General features: G+C 37.5%; 14 protein-coding genes and 1 riboswitch. Of the genes, 7 read left to right on the top strand and 7 right to left on the bottom strand.

Translation table 11 applies throughout. The features are described 5' to 3' along the window. Positions 1 to 44 precede the first annotated feature (44 nt). Positions 45 to 1,994, top strand: a complete 1,950-nt coding sequence (locus OZX56_RS00800; RefSeq protein WP_277139814.1) for a M13-type metalloendopeptidase — start codon at positions 45 to 47, stop codon at positions 1,992 to 1,994. Positions 1,995 to 2,086: 92 nt separating this feature from the next. Here OZX56_RS00800 and OZX56_RS00805 read toward each other — a convergent pair whose 3' ends face one another. The 4 genes from OZX56_RS00805 to OZX56_RS00820 all read right to left on the bottom strand — a co-directional run bounded on the left by OZX56_RS00805 (position 2,087) and on the right by OZX56_RS00820 (position 7,019). Then, complete coding sequence (locus tag OZX56_RS00805; RefSeq protein WP_277139815.1) at positions 2,087 to 4,117, bottom strand: KUP/HAK/KT family potassium transporter; 2,031 nt, start codon at positions 4,115 to 4,117, stop codon at positions 2,087 to 2,089. Between the two features lie 121 nt (positions 4,118 to 4,238). After that, positions 4,239 to 4,658, bottom strand: coding sequence for a hypothetical protein (locus OZX56_RS00810; protein WP_277125025.1), 420 nt, complete (start codon positions 4,656 to 4,658; stop codon positions 4,239 to 4,241). 113 nt (positions 4,659 to 4,771) lie between these two features. Continuing rightward, on the bottom strand, positions 4,772 to 5,656 hold the full coding sequence (locus OZX56_RS00815; RefSeq protein ID WP_277139816.1) for a hypothetical protein: 885 nt from the start codon (positions 5,654 to 5,656) through the stop codon (positions 4,772 to 4,774). A gap of 172 nt (positions 5,657 to 5,828) precedes the next feature. After that, on the bottom strand, positions 5,829 to 7,019 hold the full coding sequence (locus OZX56_RS00820) for a nucleoside transporter C-terminal domain-containing protein (protein WP_277139818.1): 1,191 nt from the start codon (positions 7,017 to 7,019) through the stop codon (positions 5,829 to 5,831). A gap of 301 nt (positions 7,020 to 7,320) precedes the next feature. Between OZX56_RS00820 and deoC the strand changes: the two genes are divergently transcribed. From deoC to OZX56_RS00845, 5 genes are all read left to right on the top strand, one after another. Continuing rightward, positions 7,321 to 7,974 carry a deoxyribose-phosphate aldolase gene (gene deoC, locus OZX56_RS00825; protein WP_277139819.1) on the top strand — a complete coding sequence of 218 codons (654 nt, stop codon included), beginning with the start codon at positions 7,321 to 7,323 and terminating at the stop codon, positions 7,972 to 7,974. 21 nt (positions 7,975 to 7,995) lie between these two features. After that, positions 7,996 to 9,183: a phosphopentomutase gene (locus OZX56_RS00830; protein ID WP_277139820.1), complete on the top strand. Its 1,188-nt coding sequence runs from the start codon at positions 7,996 to 7,998 to the stop codon at positions 9,181 to 9,183. 208 nt (positions 9,184 to 9,391) lie between these two features. Next, on the top strand, positions 9,392 to 10,342 hold the full coding sequence (locus tag OZX56_RS00835; RefSeq protein ID WP_277139821.1) for a sugar-binding transcriptional regulator: 951 nt from the start codon (positions 9,392 to 9,394) through the stop codon (positions 10,340 to 10,342). A gap of 13 nt (positions 10,343 to 10,355) precedes the next feature. Further along, on the top strand, positions 10,356 to 11,654 hold the full coding sequence (locus tag OZX56_RS00840; RefSeq protein WP_277139823.1) for a pyrimidine-nucleoside phosphorylase: 1,299 nt from the start codon (positions 10,356 to 10,358) through the stop codon (positions 11,652 to 11,654). Positions 11,655 to 11,860: 206 nt separating this feature from the next. Next, entirely contained in the window at positions 11,861 to 12,802 is a 942-nt protein-coding gene (locus OZX56_RS00845) for an NAD(P)H-binding protein (protein WP_277125012.1), read from the top strand. 76 nt (positions 12,803 to 12,878) lie between these two features. Here OZX56_RS00845 and thiW read toward each other — a convergent pair whose 3' ends face one another. The 3 genes from thiW to OZX56_RS00860 form a co-directional block, all read right to left on the bottom strand. Continuing rightward, entirely contained in the window at positions 12,879 to 13,388 is a 510-nt protein-coding gene (gene thiW / locus OZX56_RS00850) for an energy coupling factor transporter S component ThiW (RefSeq protein WP_277125009.1), read from the bottom strand. 52 nt (positions 13,389 to 13,440) lie between these two features. Beyond that, positions 13,441 to 13,535: riboswitch (TPP riboswitch) on the bottom strand. 49 nt (positions 13,536 to 13,584) lie between these two features. After that, on the bottom strand, positions 13,585 to 14,229 hold the full coding sequence (locus OZX56_RS00855; protein WP_277125007.1) for a histidine phosphatase family protein: 645 nt from the start codon (positions 14,227 to 14,229) through the stop codon (positions 13,585 to 13,587). A gap of 12 nt (positions 14,230 to 14,241) precedes the next feature. Beyond that, positions 14,242 to 14,889 carry a matrixin family metalloprotease gene (locus tag OZX56_RS00860; RefSeq protein ID WP_277139824.1) on the bottom strand — a complete coding sequence of 216 codons (648 nt, stop codon included), beginning with the start codon at positions 14,887 to 14,889 and terminating at the stop codon, positions 14,242 to 14,244. Between the two features lie 151 nt (positions 14,890 to 15,040). On the opposite strand from OZX56_RS00860, the gene helD reads away from it, so the two are divergent. Beyond that, a complete protein-coding gene (gene helD / locus OZX56_RS00865; RefSeq protein ID WP_277139825.1) occupies positions 15,041 to 17,335 on the top strand; it encodes an RNA polymerase recycling motor HelD in 2,295 nt (764 codons plus the stop codon). Positions 17,336 to 17,337: the final 2 nt, after the last annotated feature.

Consider the following 17,337-nt stretch of genomic DNA (forward strand, 5'->3'; position numbering starts at 1 on the left):
ATATTAGACTATGTAAATTTTAGATGAAGAGGGGGAATTACTGAATGAAAAATATTAGTGCTGTCCGCGGTGGCAGTGGTGGTGTGATTGAACCTAAAGTAGGTACTAGACCACAAGATAATATTTACTTAGCCGTAAATTCTGAATGGTTAGAAAAGACTGACATTCCTGCCGATCGTTCACGAATGGCAGCGTTTGACATGATTGATGTCAATGTTGAAAAGCACTTAATGCAAGACTTTGCGGACTTTGCAGCTGGCAAAAAGGCTGTTCCCGCTATTGCTAATCTCGACAAAGCAGTGAATTTGTATAAATTAGCTAAGGACTTTGATAAGCGTAATGCTGATGGAGCACAGCCAATCAAAGCTGACTTGACAAGGTTGACAGAACTTAAAGACTTTTCTGATTATAATTTGAACGCAGCTGATTTAGCTAGTTTTGCTTCAATTCCATTTGGACTTAGTGTTGATCCTGATATGAAGAATACTAAGGTTAATTTGTTGGGATTTTCAGGTCCAGGAACCTATTTACCAGACACTACTACTTATGAGACTGAAGATGCTCCTAAGTTGTTAGCTATTTTGCAAAAGCAGTCTGTTAAGCTGTTGGAAATGGCAGGAATTGAGACTGAGCAAGCAGAACAATATGCAGCAGATGCAATTAAGTTTGATGCAAGACTTGCTAAGGTGGTTAAGTCGGCTGAAGAGTGGGCTGATTATCCAGCTTGTTATAATCCGATGAAGATTGCTGACTTTGAAGCTAAGTTCAAAGACTTCAAGATTAAGCAATACCTGGTAGCAGTTGTTGGTGAAGAGCCTGATCGAATTAATGTGGAAGAACCACGTTATCTTGATCATATCAATGAGATCATTAATGAAGCTAATTTTGCTGAAATCAAGGGTTGGATGATTGTTAACTTTATTAATGGTGCAGCGTCTGATTTATCACAAGATTTTCGTGAAGCAGCTTTTCCATTCAGTCAAGCATTGTCCGGACAACCTGAACTGTCTAGTGGTGAAAAACAGGCTTATCATATTGCCAATGGAGCTTTTAGCGAAGTTGTTGGTGTATATTATGGGCAAACTTATTTTGGTGCTGAAGCCAAAAAAGATGTTGAAGATATGATTCACCGAATGCTTGATGTATATGAGGAGCGCTTGCTAGCTAATGATTGGTTGTCAGAAGCAACTAAGCAAAAAGCAGTTGGTAAATTAACAGCTTTAGAACTGAAGATTGGCTACCCAGAAAAAATTGAAGACATCTATAACCGTTTGGAAGTAACTCCCGCTAGTCAAGGCGGAAGCTTGTATTCGAATGATCGTGCATTTGCAATTGCTGAACAAAAATATAATATGGAACAATTGCATAAAGAAGTTGATCGGACTGTTTGGGCAATGCCAGCCAACTTGGTTAATGCATGTTATGATCCTCAAAGAAATGATCTAACGTTCCCAGCAGCGATTTTACAAGCGCCGTTTTACGATTTGAAGCAAGACAGAGCAACTAATTTTGGTGGAATTGGTTCTGTGATTGCCCATGAAGTTTCACATGCATTTGATAATAATGGTGCTCAATTCGATAAATTTGGGAATATGACTAATTGGTGGACTGACGAAGATTATGCCGAGTTTAAAAAGAGAACTCAAGCAGAAATTGACTTATTTGACGGTCTTGAATATGGTCCAGTTAAATTAAATGGTAAGCAAATTGTATCAGAGAATATTGCTGATCAAGGTGGTCTTACCGCTGCCGTTGAAGCCGCAAAGAATGAAAATGATGATTTAAAGAAATTATTTGAAAACTTTGCACGGATTTGGGCTAATAAGCAATTAGTTGAATCCATTAAATCGCAAACAGCGGTTGATGTGCATGCGCCCGGTCCAGATCGAGCTAACGTACAGATTCAGTGTCAAGATGACTTTTATGAAGTCTTTGGTGTAAAACCCACTGATGGTATGTGGCTCGATCCAGCTGAGCGCGTGCACATCTGGTAAAATTTATTAGGTTTTTTAGCTATTTTAGCTAGATGAATTACACGAAAAGACCCTACTCCGTTTGGAGTAGGGTCTTTTTTATGTTGTATTATTTAGTTATTGTCTGCATTTTTTAAATTGGAATAGTCTTTGGGAGCAACCCGTTTAATATGCAGGTTGCCTTCTGGTTTACCTAAAATTAGTGGCACCTTTTCGATTACTGTATCAGTATATTCTAAACCAAACCAAGTGGCTGGATTAGATGAGAGATTCTGGAGCCAGACACGAGCTTGAACAATCCACTTTTCATAGCCCCTTAGCTTAGTTAAAGGGCTGACCATGTCATTAATAATTACAAAGGAAAAGTCGCCAACGTCTCGTCCAGGCGTAGTAGTATATTCTTGGGGCTGAGCTTCAATTGTCCCATCCTTAATAAGATCATGAACAATTTGCCGCAGATAAATGTTGACACTAGTTTGCTTTTTAAAACCTAAGAAGAGCTGAACGTTAATCACATTCTTGGTGTCATAGGTGTTAACCGCGTATTTTGCGGTAAAAGGTTCGTTAGTAATATTCACGGAAACAAACCAATACGCTTTAGCACGTTTAGGTCGCTTATCCAAAATTGAGTACATCACTTCACGCTTAATGAACTTATTATATTTAACTTTAGCCATATAGACTAAATTAGTAGCATAAATTGGATAGTCTTCATCGTGACTAAGATCAGTTAACATATCAGTACATTCGTCTAAGCGAACGTAAGTATGAGCACCTTCATGTTTATCCCGTACTTGATTACCAAAGTACCAGATGAACATGACTACGCCGATTAGACCAGCGATTAAGACAGTTACGTAACCACCACGCATGAATTTAGTTAAACTAGAAATTAAAAACATGCTTTCAATAAAGCCAAAAATTAACAAGAAGCCTAATCGTAAAACTAGCGGTTGCTGTTTGCTACCTAGGTATTCGAATAGTAATAATGTTGTCATTAGCATAGTCACGGTAATTGCCAGACCATAAGCGGCTTCCATGTGTTGCGATGTTTGGAAGAAAATTACTACTGCGATGGTTCCGGCACAAATCATTTTGTTAATCGCAGGAATATAAATCTGGCCATGTTCAGTAGTAGGGTAGTTAATATTCATCCTAGGCAAGAACTTTAACCCAATAGCTTCAGAAACTAAAGTGAATGAACCAGTAATTAGAGCTTGTGAAGCAATAATTGCAGCTAATGTTGCCAAAATAATGGCGAATAACCGCCAACTGCTTGGCACAGCTTCAAAGAAAGGGTTAAGTTCAGTTCCATTAGCTTGATAGTGTGGATTTTGCAAGATCCAGACACCTTGTCCTAAATAATTTAGTGCTAAACAAATGAATACGTATGGCCAAGAACCACGAATATTGGCCTTACCAACATGACCAACGTCTGAATAAAGAGCTTCGGCACCGGTTGTAGCTAAGAAAATTGATCCAAGAATGAAAATTCCAACTTTGTTAGCTGGACTAAACAAAATCTTAATTGCCCAAATTGGATTAAGCGCGGCCAAAATTGACCAATCTTGTCGCAGATTAATTAGTCCAATAATCCCTAAAAAAGTAAACCAAATAAACATAACGGGACCAAAGGCTTTACCGATACTACTAGTACCTAGCATTTGGATTGAAAAGAGCAGTAATAAGATAATGATGGTAATCATAATTACTACTCCTTGGTTAGGCACAGGAACATTAGCACCGAAATGCATGTTCTTTAAGCCTTCAATCGAAGTCGTAACGGTTACTGCGGGAGTTAGCGTTCCATCAGCCAGCAATGCGGCACCGCCCAATAAGGCAGGAATTACCAGCCATTTGGCACGTTTGCGAACTAAAGCATAAAGAGCAAAAATCCCGCCTTCACCACGGTTAGTGGCATTTAATGCAACTAACACGTATTTCACTGTGGTTAACAAAGTGACAGTCCAAAAAATTAATGAAATTGAACCTAAAATTAGTTCACGATTAACGGAAGCAATGCCGCCATTACCAGCTAAAATTGACTTCATTACGTAAAGCGGACTGGTACCAATATCTCCATAAACAATCCCAATAGTAATCAAAAGTCCAGCAGCTGAGATTCGTTTCTTATTCTGCTTCATAGTTATTGCATACTCCCTGTAGATAACAATAATATATTTATTTTTAAGTAAAAAAGAACGTCATAATGACATTCTCTTCTAAGCATCTATTTTGTTCTTTTTTTAACTATATTACAAGTAATTATGACAAAGAATTAGTAATGTGGGAACGTCTGTCCTCATACCAATTTTCCCAATCTTGATAAGTAGTCATTTCCGTTGGTGCAATGTTATCTTGTTTGACAATTTCATCAACTAGATTTTGGAAATTTTGTCCGTGATATTGCAAAACATGCTTAACTAATTCGCGCCGTGAAAAGTTAATATTATCAATAATGTAATGGTTAATATCAACCATATTGGCGTCAGTGTCATAAGCATCCATAATTTCTAAATCACGCTCGTTGAATTGAGCAATATAGAAATCGGCAAAAATTTGTAAATAATCAGGTTGACTAGTAAATTCTTCTTGCGGCATAGTTTTCCAGTTAGCTTGTGGCACTACTACTTCAAGATCAATTGTTTCTTCATTATCTTTGGTATTTTTTTCTTTTTCAGTCAAAGCAGACACTCCTTTAATAAAAATAGGAAACGTGAAAGTCAATAGTCATTCTACCGAGTTTACACACTAAAAGCAACTTTTGCGGTAATTTATCCTTAAAACGAGGATATTAGTTAGGGTTTTAGATAAGTTTGAATATCTTTTTTGGTTATTTGGTTAATATTACTGCGACCACTCTTGCGGTACATATCAATTAAGTCTTGCGGACTCCAAGACATTGCATCAAAGCCTAGGCTACCAACTTGTTTACGCAATTGGGTAATTTGATCGTCTGTTACGGTCTTGCCATGCACCTTGTGATCGCCCATAGAGCCTTCACCAGTCTTACCAGCATTACCAGTATCTTCATTGGCCTTGTTTGTAGAAGAACTATTGGTATTTGCTTGAGTGGATTGCTTGTTGGTAGTCGAATCATTATTAACTTGGCTAGCTTTTTGATCAGCCTTAATGCCGTCCTCAGCTTCTTGTTTATAAGTAGCATAGTATTTGCCATTAATGTAAGGCAAGTCTAAGATACTTTGATACTGCTTAATTGCTTCACTGTATTTGCTATCAGTTTCGGCTTTTTTAGCATCAGCCAGCAATGGTTTGATTTCGTGTTGGTAATTGTCTTGTACTTCGTTAACGGTTGTTTTTAACTTTTGTCCTTGCTTATTTAAAACAGAATAGCCATTATCTTCATTAGTGACCGCAGCTACTTTTTGTAAAGCAGTACTATATTTGCCATCTTTAGTAGCATTAACGGCTGCTTGCATATTATTAGCTTGCTTTTCATAAATTTGTGCGGTTTTGGTTTGTTTGACTTCATTGGCTTTTGCAAAATCACTGCGAGCTGCAACATAATCTTGATCTTTAACAGCTTCCTTGCCACTGTTCATCGCCTTTTCATAAGCAGCATCTACTTTGTTGCTGCTGGCTTTTTCTGTGCCATAAATGACACCCCCGCCAATGGCAATTACTGCTGCTGCAACAATTGCCCAAATTGTAGTTTTCTTCATAATAGGAAATTCTCCTCCTTATTAAACCTTATCTTAATTATAATTGCTTTAGTGATATTTGACTACTGCAGATGTTTTTTAATAAAAATCTTTAAGGTTTAAGTAGGTTTTCTGCTAATTAAAAACGAGCGCTTGTAAAAAACGCTCGTTATAATTTTTGTAAATAACTGAATTAGAAGTATAAACCAACAATCGTACCAGTCAAAATTGAGGCCAAAGTTGCACCAAGCAGTAATTTCATTGAAAACTTGGAAACGATCGTACCGGCCTTTTTGCTAATCGATCTAATTGAGCCAGTAATAATACCGATCACGCCGAAGTTGGCAAAGGAGATTAAATAAGATGAAATAATCGCGTTAGCCTTAGGCGTCAAAGTTGCAGCAATTTTAGTTAGATCACCTAAAGCAACAAACTCGTTAGTTAAAATCTTGGTGGCCATCAAGCTACCTACCTTGGTAACATCTTGCATAGGTACACCCATAATAAAGGCAATCGGTGAGAAAATATAACCAAGAATGCTAGTGAAGCTAATATGGAAGATATTAGTAAAGGCGCTGTTCAAAAATGAAATTAAGGCAACGAAGCCGATTAGCATTGCGGCAACGGTGATTGCCATATTAAAACCATCTTGAATATAGTTGCCCACGACTTGGAAAAAGGGCTCCTTTTCAGTCGTATTTTCTGCTTCAACATGTAGTTCGTTATCTGCTGTTACATCGTATGGATTGACGATGCAGGTAACAATTAGTGCAGATAAGATATTTAAAAAGACAGCAGTTACTACGAACTTACCAGGTACTAGTTGCATATATGACGCTAATACAGCTGCTGATACTGCACTCATAGCAGATGCACAGATAGTGTAGAGCCTTTTTTCATCTAGTTTAGGAATTTGCTCTTTAACTGTTAAGAAAACTTCGGGCTGACCTAAAATAGCAGTCGAAACAGCGAAGTAACTCTCAAGTTCGCCCATTCCTGCCAACTTATTAAGCAAAAAGCCGGTCCACTTGATAATAAAAGGCAGGATCTTTAGATAATTGAGAATTCCCACTAAGGCTGAAATGAATACGATAGGCATTAGCACGTCTAGAAAAAAGACTGAGGCTCCCTTTTTGATTACTACCCCGCCAAATACGAAATTAACGCCGGCAGCAGCTTGGGTCATTAACCAACCAAAAAAGTTAGAGATTGCGCCCATTGCACTGACACCGCCAGAAGTTTTTAAACAAAGAAATGAAATCAGCAGTTGCAATGCAAACATAATTCCGATTTTCTTAAACTTAATATGTTTACGATCGTTGCTGACTAACCAGCCGATAATGAAGACTAGGGCCATTCCGGTTAGTAAGAATAAAAATTGCATGAAGATAAACCTTTCTACTAAATAATACAGTCCAAATTAAACAAGGTTAATAATTAATCTGGAGTAGGTTGATTTTAAATTAATTACTAAAAGGATTGCGCTACCAATTGCCTTTTAACTTGACTTGCATAGATTAGCACGATTCTTTACATATGTAAACAGTTTATGTGAAATTATGTTCATAAGCTTTTATGAAAGGCTTGATCTAAAATTGAATTTCAAAAATGCTACAAATGTTCAACTAAAACATTTACATTTGTAAAAAAATAGTTATACTTTAAAGTGAAAGGAGTTGTTGAACATGGATAAAACAACATTAGCTAAATATTTAGATCACACACTTTTGAAACCCAATGCAACTAAGGAGGATATCTTAAAGACCTGTGCTGAGGCTAAGGAATACAATACCGCTTCAGTTTGCGTTAATTCTTATTGGGCAAGTTTAGTGGCTGAAGAATTAAAGGGTACGGACATTAATACTTGTTGTGTAGTTGGTTTTCCTCTGGGAGCTATGAGCAGTGAGGCCAAGGCTGATGAAGCAACTAAGGCAATTGCCGATGGGGCCGAAGAAATTGATATGGTAATCAATATTGGTGAATTAATTGCTGGTAACGATGATGCAGTGTTAGCTGATATTAAGACGGTTACTGAAGCAGTTCATGCTCAAGGCAAGATTCTTAAAGTGATTATTGAAACTTCATTTTTGAATGATGAACAAAAGGTTCGTGCCTGCAAGTTAACTGAACAAGCCGGGGCAGACTTTGTTAAGACTTCTACTGGTTTTAGTTCTGCTGGTGCTAAGGTAGAAGATGTTAAGTTAATGCGGGAAACTGTTGGCGATCGCTTGGGCGTTAAAGCTTCAGGTGGTATCCACTCATATGATGAAGCGATGGCAATGATTGAAGCTGGTGCTAGTCGTTTGGGTGTCAGTGCAACTGTTGACATTTTGGCTTAATTTTTAAAAGAGGCTAAACAAATGAAATATAAACGTATTTTTGGTCTAGTAATGGATTCAATTGGTACTGGAGAAGCACCAGATGCTGCTGATTTTGATGATGTTGGTGCTGACACTTTAGGTCATATCGGTGAGTATTTTAAAGGTGAACTAAAATTACCTAATTTTGCTAAGTTAGGTTTATCTAATTTACGTGATACTCCTATTGCAGGTGTGCCTGTGCAGGCTAGGCCAATCGGTGCTTACGGTAAGATGAAAGAAGTTTCAGTTGGTAAAGATAGTCTTGACGGTCACTGGGAAATGATGGAAATGCCTGTAATGCAAGAGCTTAGTTTCTTTCCTAATGGCTTTCCAGACGATTTGCTAGATAAAATATCCAAGTTTTCCGGTCGTAAAATTGTCGGTAATCGTCCAGAATCTGGAACTAAGATTATTGATGAGCTTGGTGAACACCAAATGGAAACTGGTGACTTAATCATCTATACTTCTGGTGATTCAGTTTTACAAATTGCTGCACATGAAGATGTAATTCCGGTTGAAGAATTGTATCGGATTTCGCGTTATGCCAGAAGTCTAGTTAATGGACCAGAATATATGGTTGGTCGAATCATTGCTCGGCCTTACGTCGGTAGTGGTAAAGGTCATTTTACTAGAACTGCTAATCGGCATGATTTTACTTTGGAACCAAGCGGTAAGACGGTGTTAGATCATCTGCAAGCTGCGGGTTATAAGACAATCGCTGTTGGTAAGACAATGGATATCTTCTCAGGTCACGGAATTGATGAAAACTTTCATAACGAAAGTAACATGGATGGCATGGATCATGTCGATCACGTGATGCAAGAAGACTTTACTGGCTTTTGTTTCATCAATTTGGTTGATTTTGATGCAATGTATGGTCATCGTCGCAATACTGTAGGAGATGGTCAAGCCTTAATGGAACTTGATGAACGTTTAAGCAAAGTCATTAATAATCTAAATGATGACGACTTATTGCTAATTACGGCTGACCATGGTAACGACCCGACGTATAAGGGTACCGATCATACTAGAGAATATGTACCGTTACTAGCATATTCACCAAGTATGCAGAATCCAAATAGTTTAGGTATTAGAGATACTTTTTCTGACTTTGGTGCAACAGTTCTGGATAACTTTGGGGTTGAAGGTAATGGTGTTGGTACCAGCTTTTTGGCAGATTTAAAATAAAAAATAATTAGAGTAATTCTTTTACAAATAAGATCCAAGGTTTAGGTAACTGAAATTATAAATGGCGTAGACATTACTAGATAAGCGTCTGTGGTATATTAAAAGGCAGAGATTAATTCCCAACTAGATTATGGTAAACTTGATTAAGTTCAATAATTTGAATAGTTCATTGAAGAATGTATTTTGTCAATTATGGTGGAGATAGCCAATGCCTGAAAAATATGATAAGAGAAAACTAACCCAGAGTGCAGCAGTTGCACGGCTTTATTATGAAGATAACTTAGGACAAACGGAAATAGCTCGTGATATGGGTATTTCCAGACCAACGGTTTCGCGGCTGTTGAAACTTGCACGTGAAGCTGGTGTGGTCAAAATTGAAATTAGTAATCCCTTAGTCAATACTACTAATCTTAGCGAACAATTATCTGAAAAGTTTAAGTGCAAGATTTTGGTTGTGCCTAATAACTTTAATGGTGAATTGACTGCGATTAAAGGTGTTGGTGCATATGCTGCACAGTATCTGACTCAGTTGGTTAAGCCACACGATATTATCGGTCTTGGCTGGGGGCAAACGATTCATATGGTTACCTCGCAACTAGAAAAGCATTCTGTTCCTGATGTGTCTGTTGTCCAGCTTAAGGGTGGAGTAAATATCAATAATGAAGAAACTTATGCTGACGAGAGTGTGACAGAGCTGGCTAATGCTCTAGATGCGTCGGCTCATTTCTTACCATTACCGCCATTTTTTGACAATAAGTTAACTAAGGAAATTGTCGAACAAGACCAGTTTATTGAGAATACCTTGAAGCTTGGTCGCAAGGCTAATATTGCTATTTTTAGTGTAGGAACTGTTCGTAAAGACGCGTTGCTCTTTCAACTGGGATATTTCAACAATGCACAAAAGCAGGCCCTGCAACAAGATGCAGTTGGTGACATTGTTTCTCGCTTTATTGATAGTAATGGTGAGATTGTTAGTCGTGAATTGAATGATCGTACAGTTGGGATTGAGTTAGCCGATCTTAAGACTAAAGCCCATTCTGTTTTGATTGCCAGCGGCATCTTAAAGGCACCGACAGTCTATGCGGTCATTAAAGCAGGCTACGCTAACGAGTTTATTTTGGATCAAGCAATTGCACAGGAATTACTCACCTATCAATAATGAGGTGAATACTATGCGAATGGTAGACATAATTGACAAAAAAAGAAACGGTCATGAACTAACAGATGAAGAAATTCAGTTTTTTGTAGATGGTGTTGTTAATGGCACAATCCCTGATTATCAGACTAGTGCGTTGCTAATGACCATTTACTTTAATAATATGACTGATCATGAACGAGCAACTTTGACTCTAGATATGATGAATTCTGGAGATCACTTGGATTTGTCTGAAATTCCTGGAATTAAGGTTGATAAGCACTCAACAGGTGGCGTTGGTGATAAAGTCAGCTTGCCGTTAGCTGCTATGGTAGCTGCCGTGGGCATTCCTGTACCCATGATTTCTGGGCGCGGATTAGGCCATACAGGTGGTACGCTTGATAAGCTAGAAGCAATTCCGGGTTATCAAGTTGAAATTAGTGAGCAAGCGTTTATTGATCAAGTTAAACAAGAAAAGTTGGCAATTATTGGTGCAACTGGGAATATTGCGCCCGCTGATAAAAAGATTTATGCGCTCCGGGATGTAACCGACACAGTTGATTCAATTCCCTTGATTGCTAGCTCAATCATGAGTAAGAAAATTGCCTCTGGAACAGATGCTTTGGTTATCGACGTTAAGACTGGTTCTGGTGCCTTTATGAAGACTTTGCCAGAGGCTGAGGAATTGGCGCACGCATTGGTAGAAATCGGTAAGGGTGTTGGTATGAAGTGCATGGCACTAATTTCTGACATGAACCAACCACTAGGTAACAAGGTGGGCAATACCTTAGAAATTGAAGAAACACTTGACGTTCTTAAAGGTAATGGACCGCAGGACTTACTCGAATTGGTTTTAACTCTTGGTAGTCATATGGTTGTTTTAGGTGGTAAAGCTAAGACAACTGATAAGGCAAGAAAGTTGCTTGAACAGACAATTGCTGATGGTTCGGCTCTAGATCGCTTTAAAGCCATGGTAGTTGCTCAAGGCGGAGATGGGTCAGTAATTGATGATTATAGTGTAATGCCACATGCTAAATATCAAATTGCTCTACCTGCTAAAACTAGTGGTTATGTAGCACAATTAACGGCTGATGAAGTTGGAATTGCCAGCATGAAACTTGGTGGTGGTCGTCAAAAGGCCGATGATGCACTTGACTATGGTGTCGGTATTGAACTTAATAAAAAAGTCGGCGATCGCGTTGAAGCCGGCGAATCCTTGTTAACTATTCATGCTAATCGTGAAGATGTTACTGACATTAAAGAAATGCTTTATGACTGCATTGAGATTGCGGATGAAGCTAAACCTTATCCAATGATTTATAAAATAATTGAATAATTTAAAAAAGTAGTTAGACGACTATGTTAGTTCTAACTACTTTTTTTGTCTGAAAATTAACCTTGGTATTTTTGTAATAGTTAAGCTACTTAGCAACTTTACAATACAGCTTTCATAAGAAAAAGTGTTACTGTATTAAATATTCATATTAGACTTTGCTCTTAAAATCACATAAACTGTAAGCGATTGCTAAATAGGAGGAAAACATGAACAAAATAATTTTAACAGGTGTTGATGGTAATTTAGGTGGTCAAGCTGCTAAGAATTTATTGAAACTTAGTGACAAAGAGAACTTGATCTTTTGTGGCTATAATGAACAAGTATTGCAAAACTTTGCTGATCAAGGAATTGAAACTCGTCAAGCAGATTTTAATTCTAGTGATGGTTTAGCCGAAAAATTTGCTGGCGGAGATGTCTTGGCACTAATTTCGATGCCTTTTGTAGGGGAAAAAAGACAACGGGCACACAAAAATGTAATCGATGCTGCTAAAGAAGCTGGTGTTTCCAAGATTGTTTATACTTCATTAGTTAACGCTGGCGATCCAACCAATCCAAGTATTGAAAAGATTGATCATGCTTATACTGAAGACTATATTCAAAAGAGTGGGTTAGACTATATTATCTTACGTAATTCGCAATATGCAGAAGCGATGGTTACCAATTACTTTACTTTTGTAAAACAAGGTAAGGATTTAGCTAATAGTCAAGGTGACGGTAAGATGGCGTATATTTCACGTAAAGATTGTGCCAAAGCGGTTGCTTATGCTACATTAGCTGACGATTTGCATCATAAAATTTTGAATATTAATGGTAAGGATCTGATGACTATCAGTGATTTTGTTGCGATTGCTAATAAGGTCACCGGTAATAATATTAAGTATCAAGAAATTACTGATGAAGAAAATTATCAACTTTTTGATGCAATGGGAGTTCCAAGAAATACTTCTGGTAAATTTAAAAAAGATTCTGAAGCACCGTTTTCATCAGATGGAATGGTTTCATTTTCTAAAGCTGTGCGAATGGGTAAAATGAGTTCTTATACAGATGACTTTAAAAAATTGACTGGAGACGAACCAATGTCAGTTGAGTATATGTTTGAACATCAAGCAGAATTTCAAATTGGTGAAAGACACTCAAAAGATGATTAATTAAAAAAGTAGTAAAAAATAGCATTCCTGGCAAATCAAGAAAGATTGAGCGGGAATGCTATTTTTGGTTATTTATCTAAAAAAATAATTTTTGTACCTTTTGAAATTGCTTGATTTTACCAAGCTTTAGCATGATGATGGCAGCAACCGTTGAACCGATTAGGGCTGCACCAATAAATCTAGGCGTGTAAACGAACCAGTACAGATTATTGGCACTACCCGTGAACCAAACCATTACTGGAAAAGATAGTAGAGAACCAATAATGCCAGTACCAAAGATTTCGCCTAGACAGGCGGCCCAAAGTTTGCCAGTTATTTTATAGCAAATACCAGCAAGGAGTGCGCCAAAAATTGCTCCAGTCAGAGCTAGCGGTGGAATACCTAAAATTAGCATGCGGATAATGCCACACATGGTTGCCATAATGGTGACATAAACTGGGCCTAACATAGTTGCGCCAATTACGTTGATGACACTTGACATAGGAGCCATCCCTTCGACTCGAAAAAGTGGTGATAAAGCTACGTCTAGCGCAATCATAATTGCTAGAATTGTTAATTTTTCAGTTTGTTTTCCTTGGTTAGTCATCGTTTACTCCTTGGTAGTATAAAAAAGTCCTCTGCGCAGATTGTGCAAAGGACTTTTCAAGTTAGTCTATCCCTTGCGCTAGTATTATCTAGATCAGGTTTATGAGTATCATCTCAGCCAATATAACGGGCACCCCATAGACTTTTTTGTTTTATTTTAACTTTATTGTACTCTATAAAAAATAAAATGTTAATGGTTATAGTTCCATTTTATTGTAAGAAGTAACTTCCATTTTTTGGTTAGTCATTGTCATCATGGTAATCGAGGCATTGCGTGGGCTGACACTAATATCGAAATTACTGTAACGTGCTGCAATGCTACGAATAGTAAATCCATGAGTTACCAATAGAATATTTTCAGCACCATCCAGCTCACTAATTAATTTAAATCCCTTATCAAGTCGTGCCCAATATTCTGCAGCATTTTCGGCATCATGAAACGGATCGGCTTCTTTAAGCCAATCTTTGGCAGTGTCGATTGATTCGTTTTTTAACAAGTCATAATGATTCTGGTAACCATGAGGCCCACCAATCATTTGCCAAGCCATGTCACTATCCATTCCTTCAAAGTATCCATAAAATTGCTCACGAAAATATGGACTAGCTATATGCTGCAATTCATCATGATTTTGATTATGTTCAATAATAATGTCACAAGTGTCACTAGCCCGTTTTAAATCACTTGATAAAGCAATATCAAAAGGGACATCCCGTAGTGTTTCACCAGCTTGCTCAGCGCCAGTAATACCTTTTTGGGTTAACGGAGTATCGCACCAACCTTGCATTTTGTTGTAGCGATTAATATAAGTTTGTCCATGGCGTACGATATAGATTCTTTTCATGATTTGCTCCAATTATTTTTTCTGATAGATTTTGTTAACGTTTTTGACATCAATTGGCTGAATATCATATAGCGAACCTGATGGATACATGACAGATTTGCCTTGGTTGTGATCAAGCCCGATCGCGTGGCCCAACTCGTGTTCAACTGTGTTGACAATTCTTTGGTGAGTATAGCCGTATATCAAATTATACAGGTAGAAAGTATTTAACTGAATTTTGGCTTTAGCAATGAGCTTGTTTTTGGGATTATAGGTAACTTGGGTTTGTCCTGCCGCGTCTGTTTCAGAATCAAACATTGGTTCAATCGTAATTTGAGACTTTTTTTGCTTGCTCTTTTTAAAAGTAAAAGCATTGGTATCATTCCATGCTTTAATTGCCTCATTGCTAGCATCAACTAATTCGGGGTCATCATTTAGGTCAAGATAAACTGTTGCAGTTGGCTTTTTCCAGTGACAATTTTTACTTTTATTTTTAGTAGTTTTGGTTTTGCTCTTTTTCTTGACCTTTTTAGACTTCTTAGCTTTTTTAGCTGCAACGATTTCATCTGGGAAACTTGACTGTGAATTATCAGGCTCAAGAGCAGTTGCGGTACTAGTAAAGGTTAAGGCAGCGATTATGGCATATATGAATTTACGCCAAAATTTTAGCGGTTTTTTCATTGATTAGTTATCCTCCAACACTTGTTATTATAGAAGAAAAAATTAACTTTTTCATGAATTATTATTAAACTTTATAAATCAGCTCGAGATATTATATATAACTGCAAATTCATGTTAAAATGGAATGCAAGTTTTGAAAATAGGTGACTTTATGACAAAAGCGACAGATGATAAACAGTTTGAGCAGCAACATCTTGACTATCTGTTAAAGATGATTAAACAAAAGAAGTTAGAATTAACTTCGGCAATTAAGTCTGCTGAAGGTGAGGCAAGGAATCTTAATTCACATTTTTTTGACGATGTTAAATTAGATTACGATGGCTATTCGACTTCGATGGAAACGGCATTGTCTATTCATCAGCAACAGCAATTACTAGATGAACGGGAAAATGCTTGGCAGCAATCTGCTAAACAATTAGGTACAGTTAATCGCCTCGAGCAAAAGCCATTTTTTGCGCGAGTTGACTTTAAAGAAGGCAGTGAAAAACCTGAGACGATTTATATTGGTCTAGGGTCTTTTGCCGATCCTGATAATCATTTTTTAATTTATGATTGGCGGGCACCGATTTCTTCAATTTATTATGACGGTAAGCTTGGTCAAGTTTCTTATCAATCGCCTGAAGGCGAAGTTACTGTTGATATGACTAAGAAGCGCCAGTTCATGATTGAAAATGGTAAAATTGTCAACATGTTTGATACCAATGAATCAATTGGTGACCAGATGCTCTTAGAAGTTTTGGGTGAAAAGTCAAGCACGCAGATGAAGTCAATCGTAACTACGATTCAGCAAGAGCAGAATAAGATTATTAGAAACACTAGTGCAGATTTGTTATTTGTGCAAGGTGCTGCTGGATCTGGGAAAACGTCGGCTATTTTACAACGGATCGCTTATCTGCTTTATCGGTATCGTGGTAATTTAACCAGTAGTGACGTAATCATGTTTAGCCCCAATCAGTTGTTTAATGATTATATCAAAAATGTTTTGCCAGAAATGGGCGAACAAAATATGGTACAAATGACCTATTGGCAGTTTGTTGCTCGTCGTTTACCAAAGATGGAAGTTGAAAACCTCTTTGATCAGTTTGAAGATCAAGCTGCCAGTTCTGCAATTGGCCGTTTTAAAGATTCGACGCAATTCTTTAAGCTATTAACGCACTACGCCAAGCATCTAAATAAGCGAGGATTGATTTTTAAGAATATCTATTTTCGTGATACTAAGCATCCTTATTTTACTAAAGAAAAGATCAATGAGATCTATTACTCGTACAATGAAAACTATAATTTAACTAACCGAATTGATGCAACTCGCGAGGAATTGATCAAGTCACTTAATCGCAAGATTAATTCGGAAACTAAAAAGCCGTGGGTTAGTGATGCAATTCAGAGTTTAAGTAAAGAGCAACTTAATGCTTTGTATGATAAACCTGATCAGGAATTTGAATCTGAAGAAAAAGAAGAGAAGTTTCTAGGTCGTAAGATTGTGATGAAAGAACTTGATAAGGTCTATCAACAAATTCAGCATAATAGTTATCTTAATATGCCGGCACAATATTTGAGCTTTTTGCGAGCTGTTCCCAAGATGATTGATTTAACCAAATGGCAAATTAGTGCGGCTGACTGGTCTGAGCATATTACACAGGTTAAGCAGGGCTTAAAAAAACACCAATTGCACATGAACGATGTATCAGCTTATTTGTATCTGTATGACTTAATAACTGGTCGGCAAGTCAATTATGAAATGCGGTATGCCTTTATTGATGAGATTCAGGATTATACGCCGTTTCAGTTGAGTTATCTTAAATTTAACTTCCCACGAGCAAAATTCACGATGTTAGGGGACTTAAACCAGGCAATCTTTACTAAAGATGATAGCCGCGACCTTTTGAAGCAGATTAGTAGTCTATTTGATCCAGAAAAAACGGATGTGGTGCAATTAACTAAGTCGTATCGGTCAACTAGGCAGTTAACTGATTTTACTAAGCAAGTGTTGCGTCAAGGTGAAAAGATTGAATCGTTTAATCGACAAGGGCCCAAGCCAGCATTCTGGAAACGCGATAATAGCGACGAGGCAATTGCTGCATTGGTTCAAATTTTAAAGGATAATACTGAAGTTAACTTAACAACAGCTATTATTACTAAGGATTTAGCTAGTGCTAAGGATGTTAGTAAGCGACTAAAACAAACAGGAAGTAAGGCAACGTTAATTGCGACAGCTAATCAACGTTTGGTTGATGGTACACTAGTTTTGCCGTCATACTTAGCCAAGGGCTTGGAATTCGATGCGGTTGTGATGTGGGATGCTTCTGATCAATGTTATCATGAAGCTGATGAAACACAACTGGTCTATACGATTGCTTCGCGAGCAATGTATCAGCTTGATTTGATTTATGTAGGTCAAAAGAGCCGGCTGCTTACAGTAGACCCTGCTACATATGTAGAAAAGTAGGT

The sequence above is a fragment of the Lactobacillus sp. ESL0684 genome, from assembly GCF_029392675.1.
In the GTDB taxonomy this organism is placed as follows: Bacteria; Bacillota; Bacilli; order Lactobacillales; family Lactobacillaceae; genus Lactobacillus.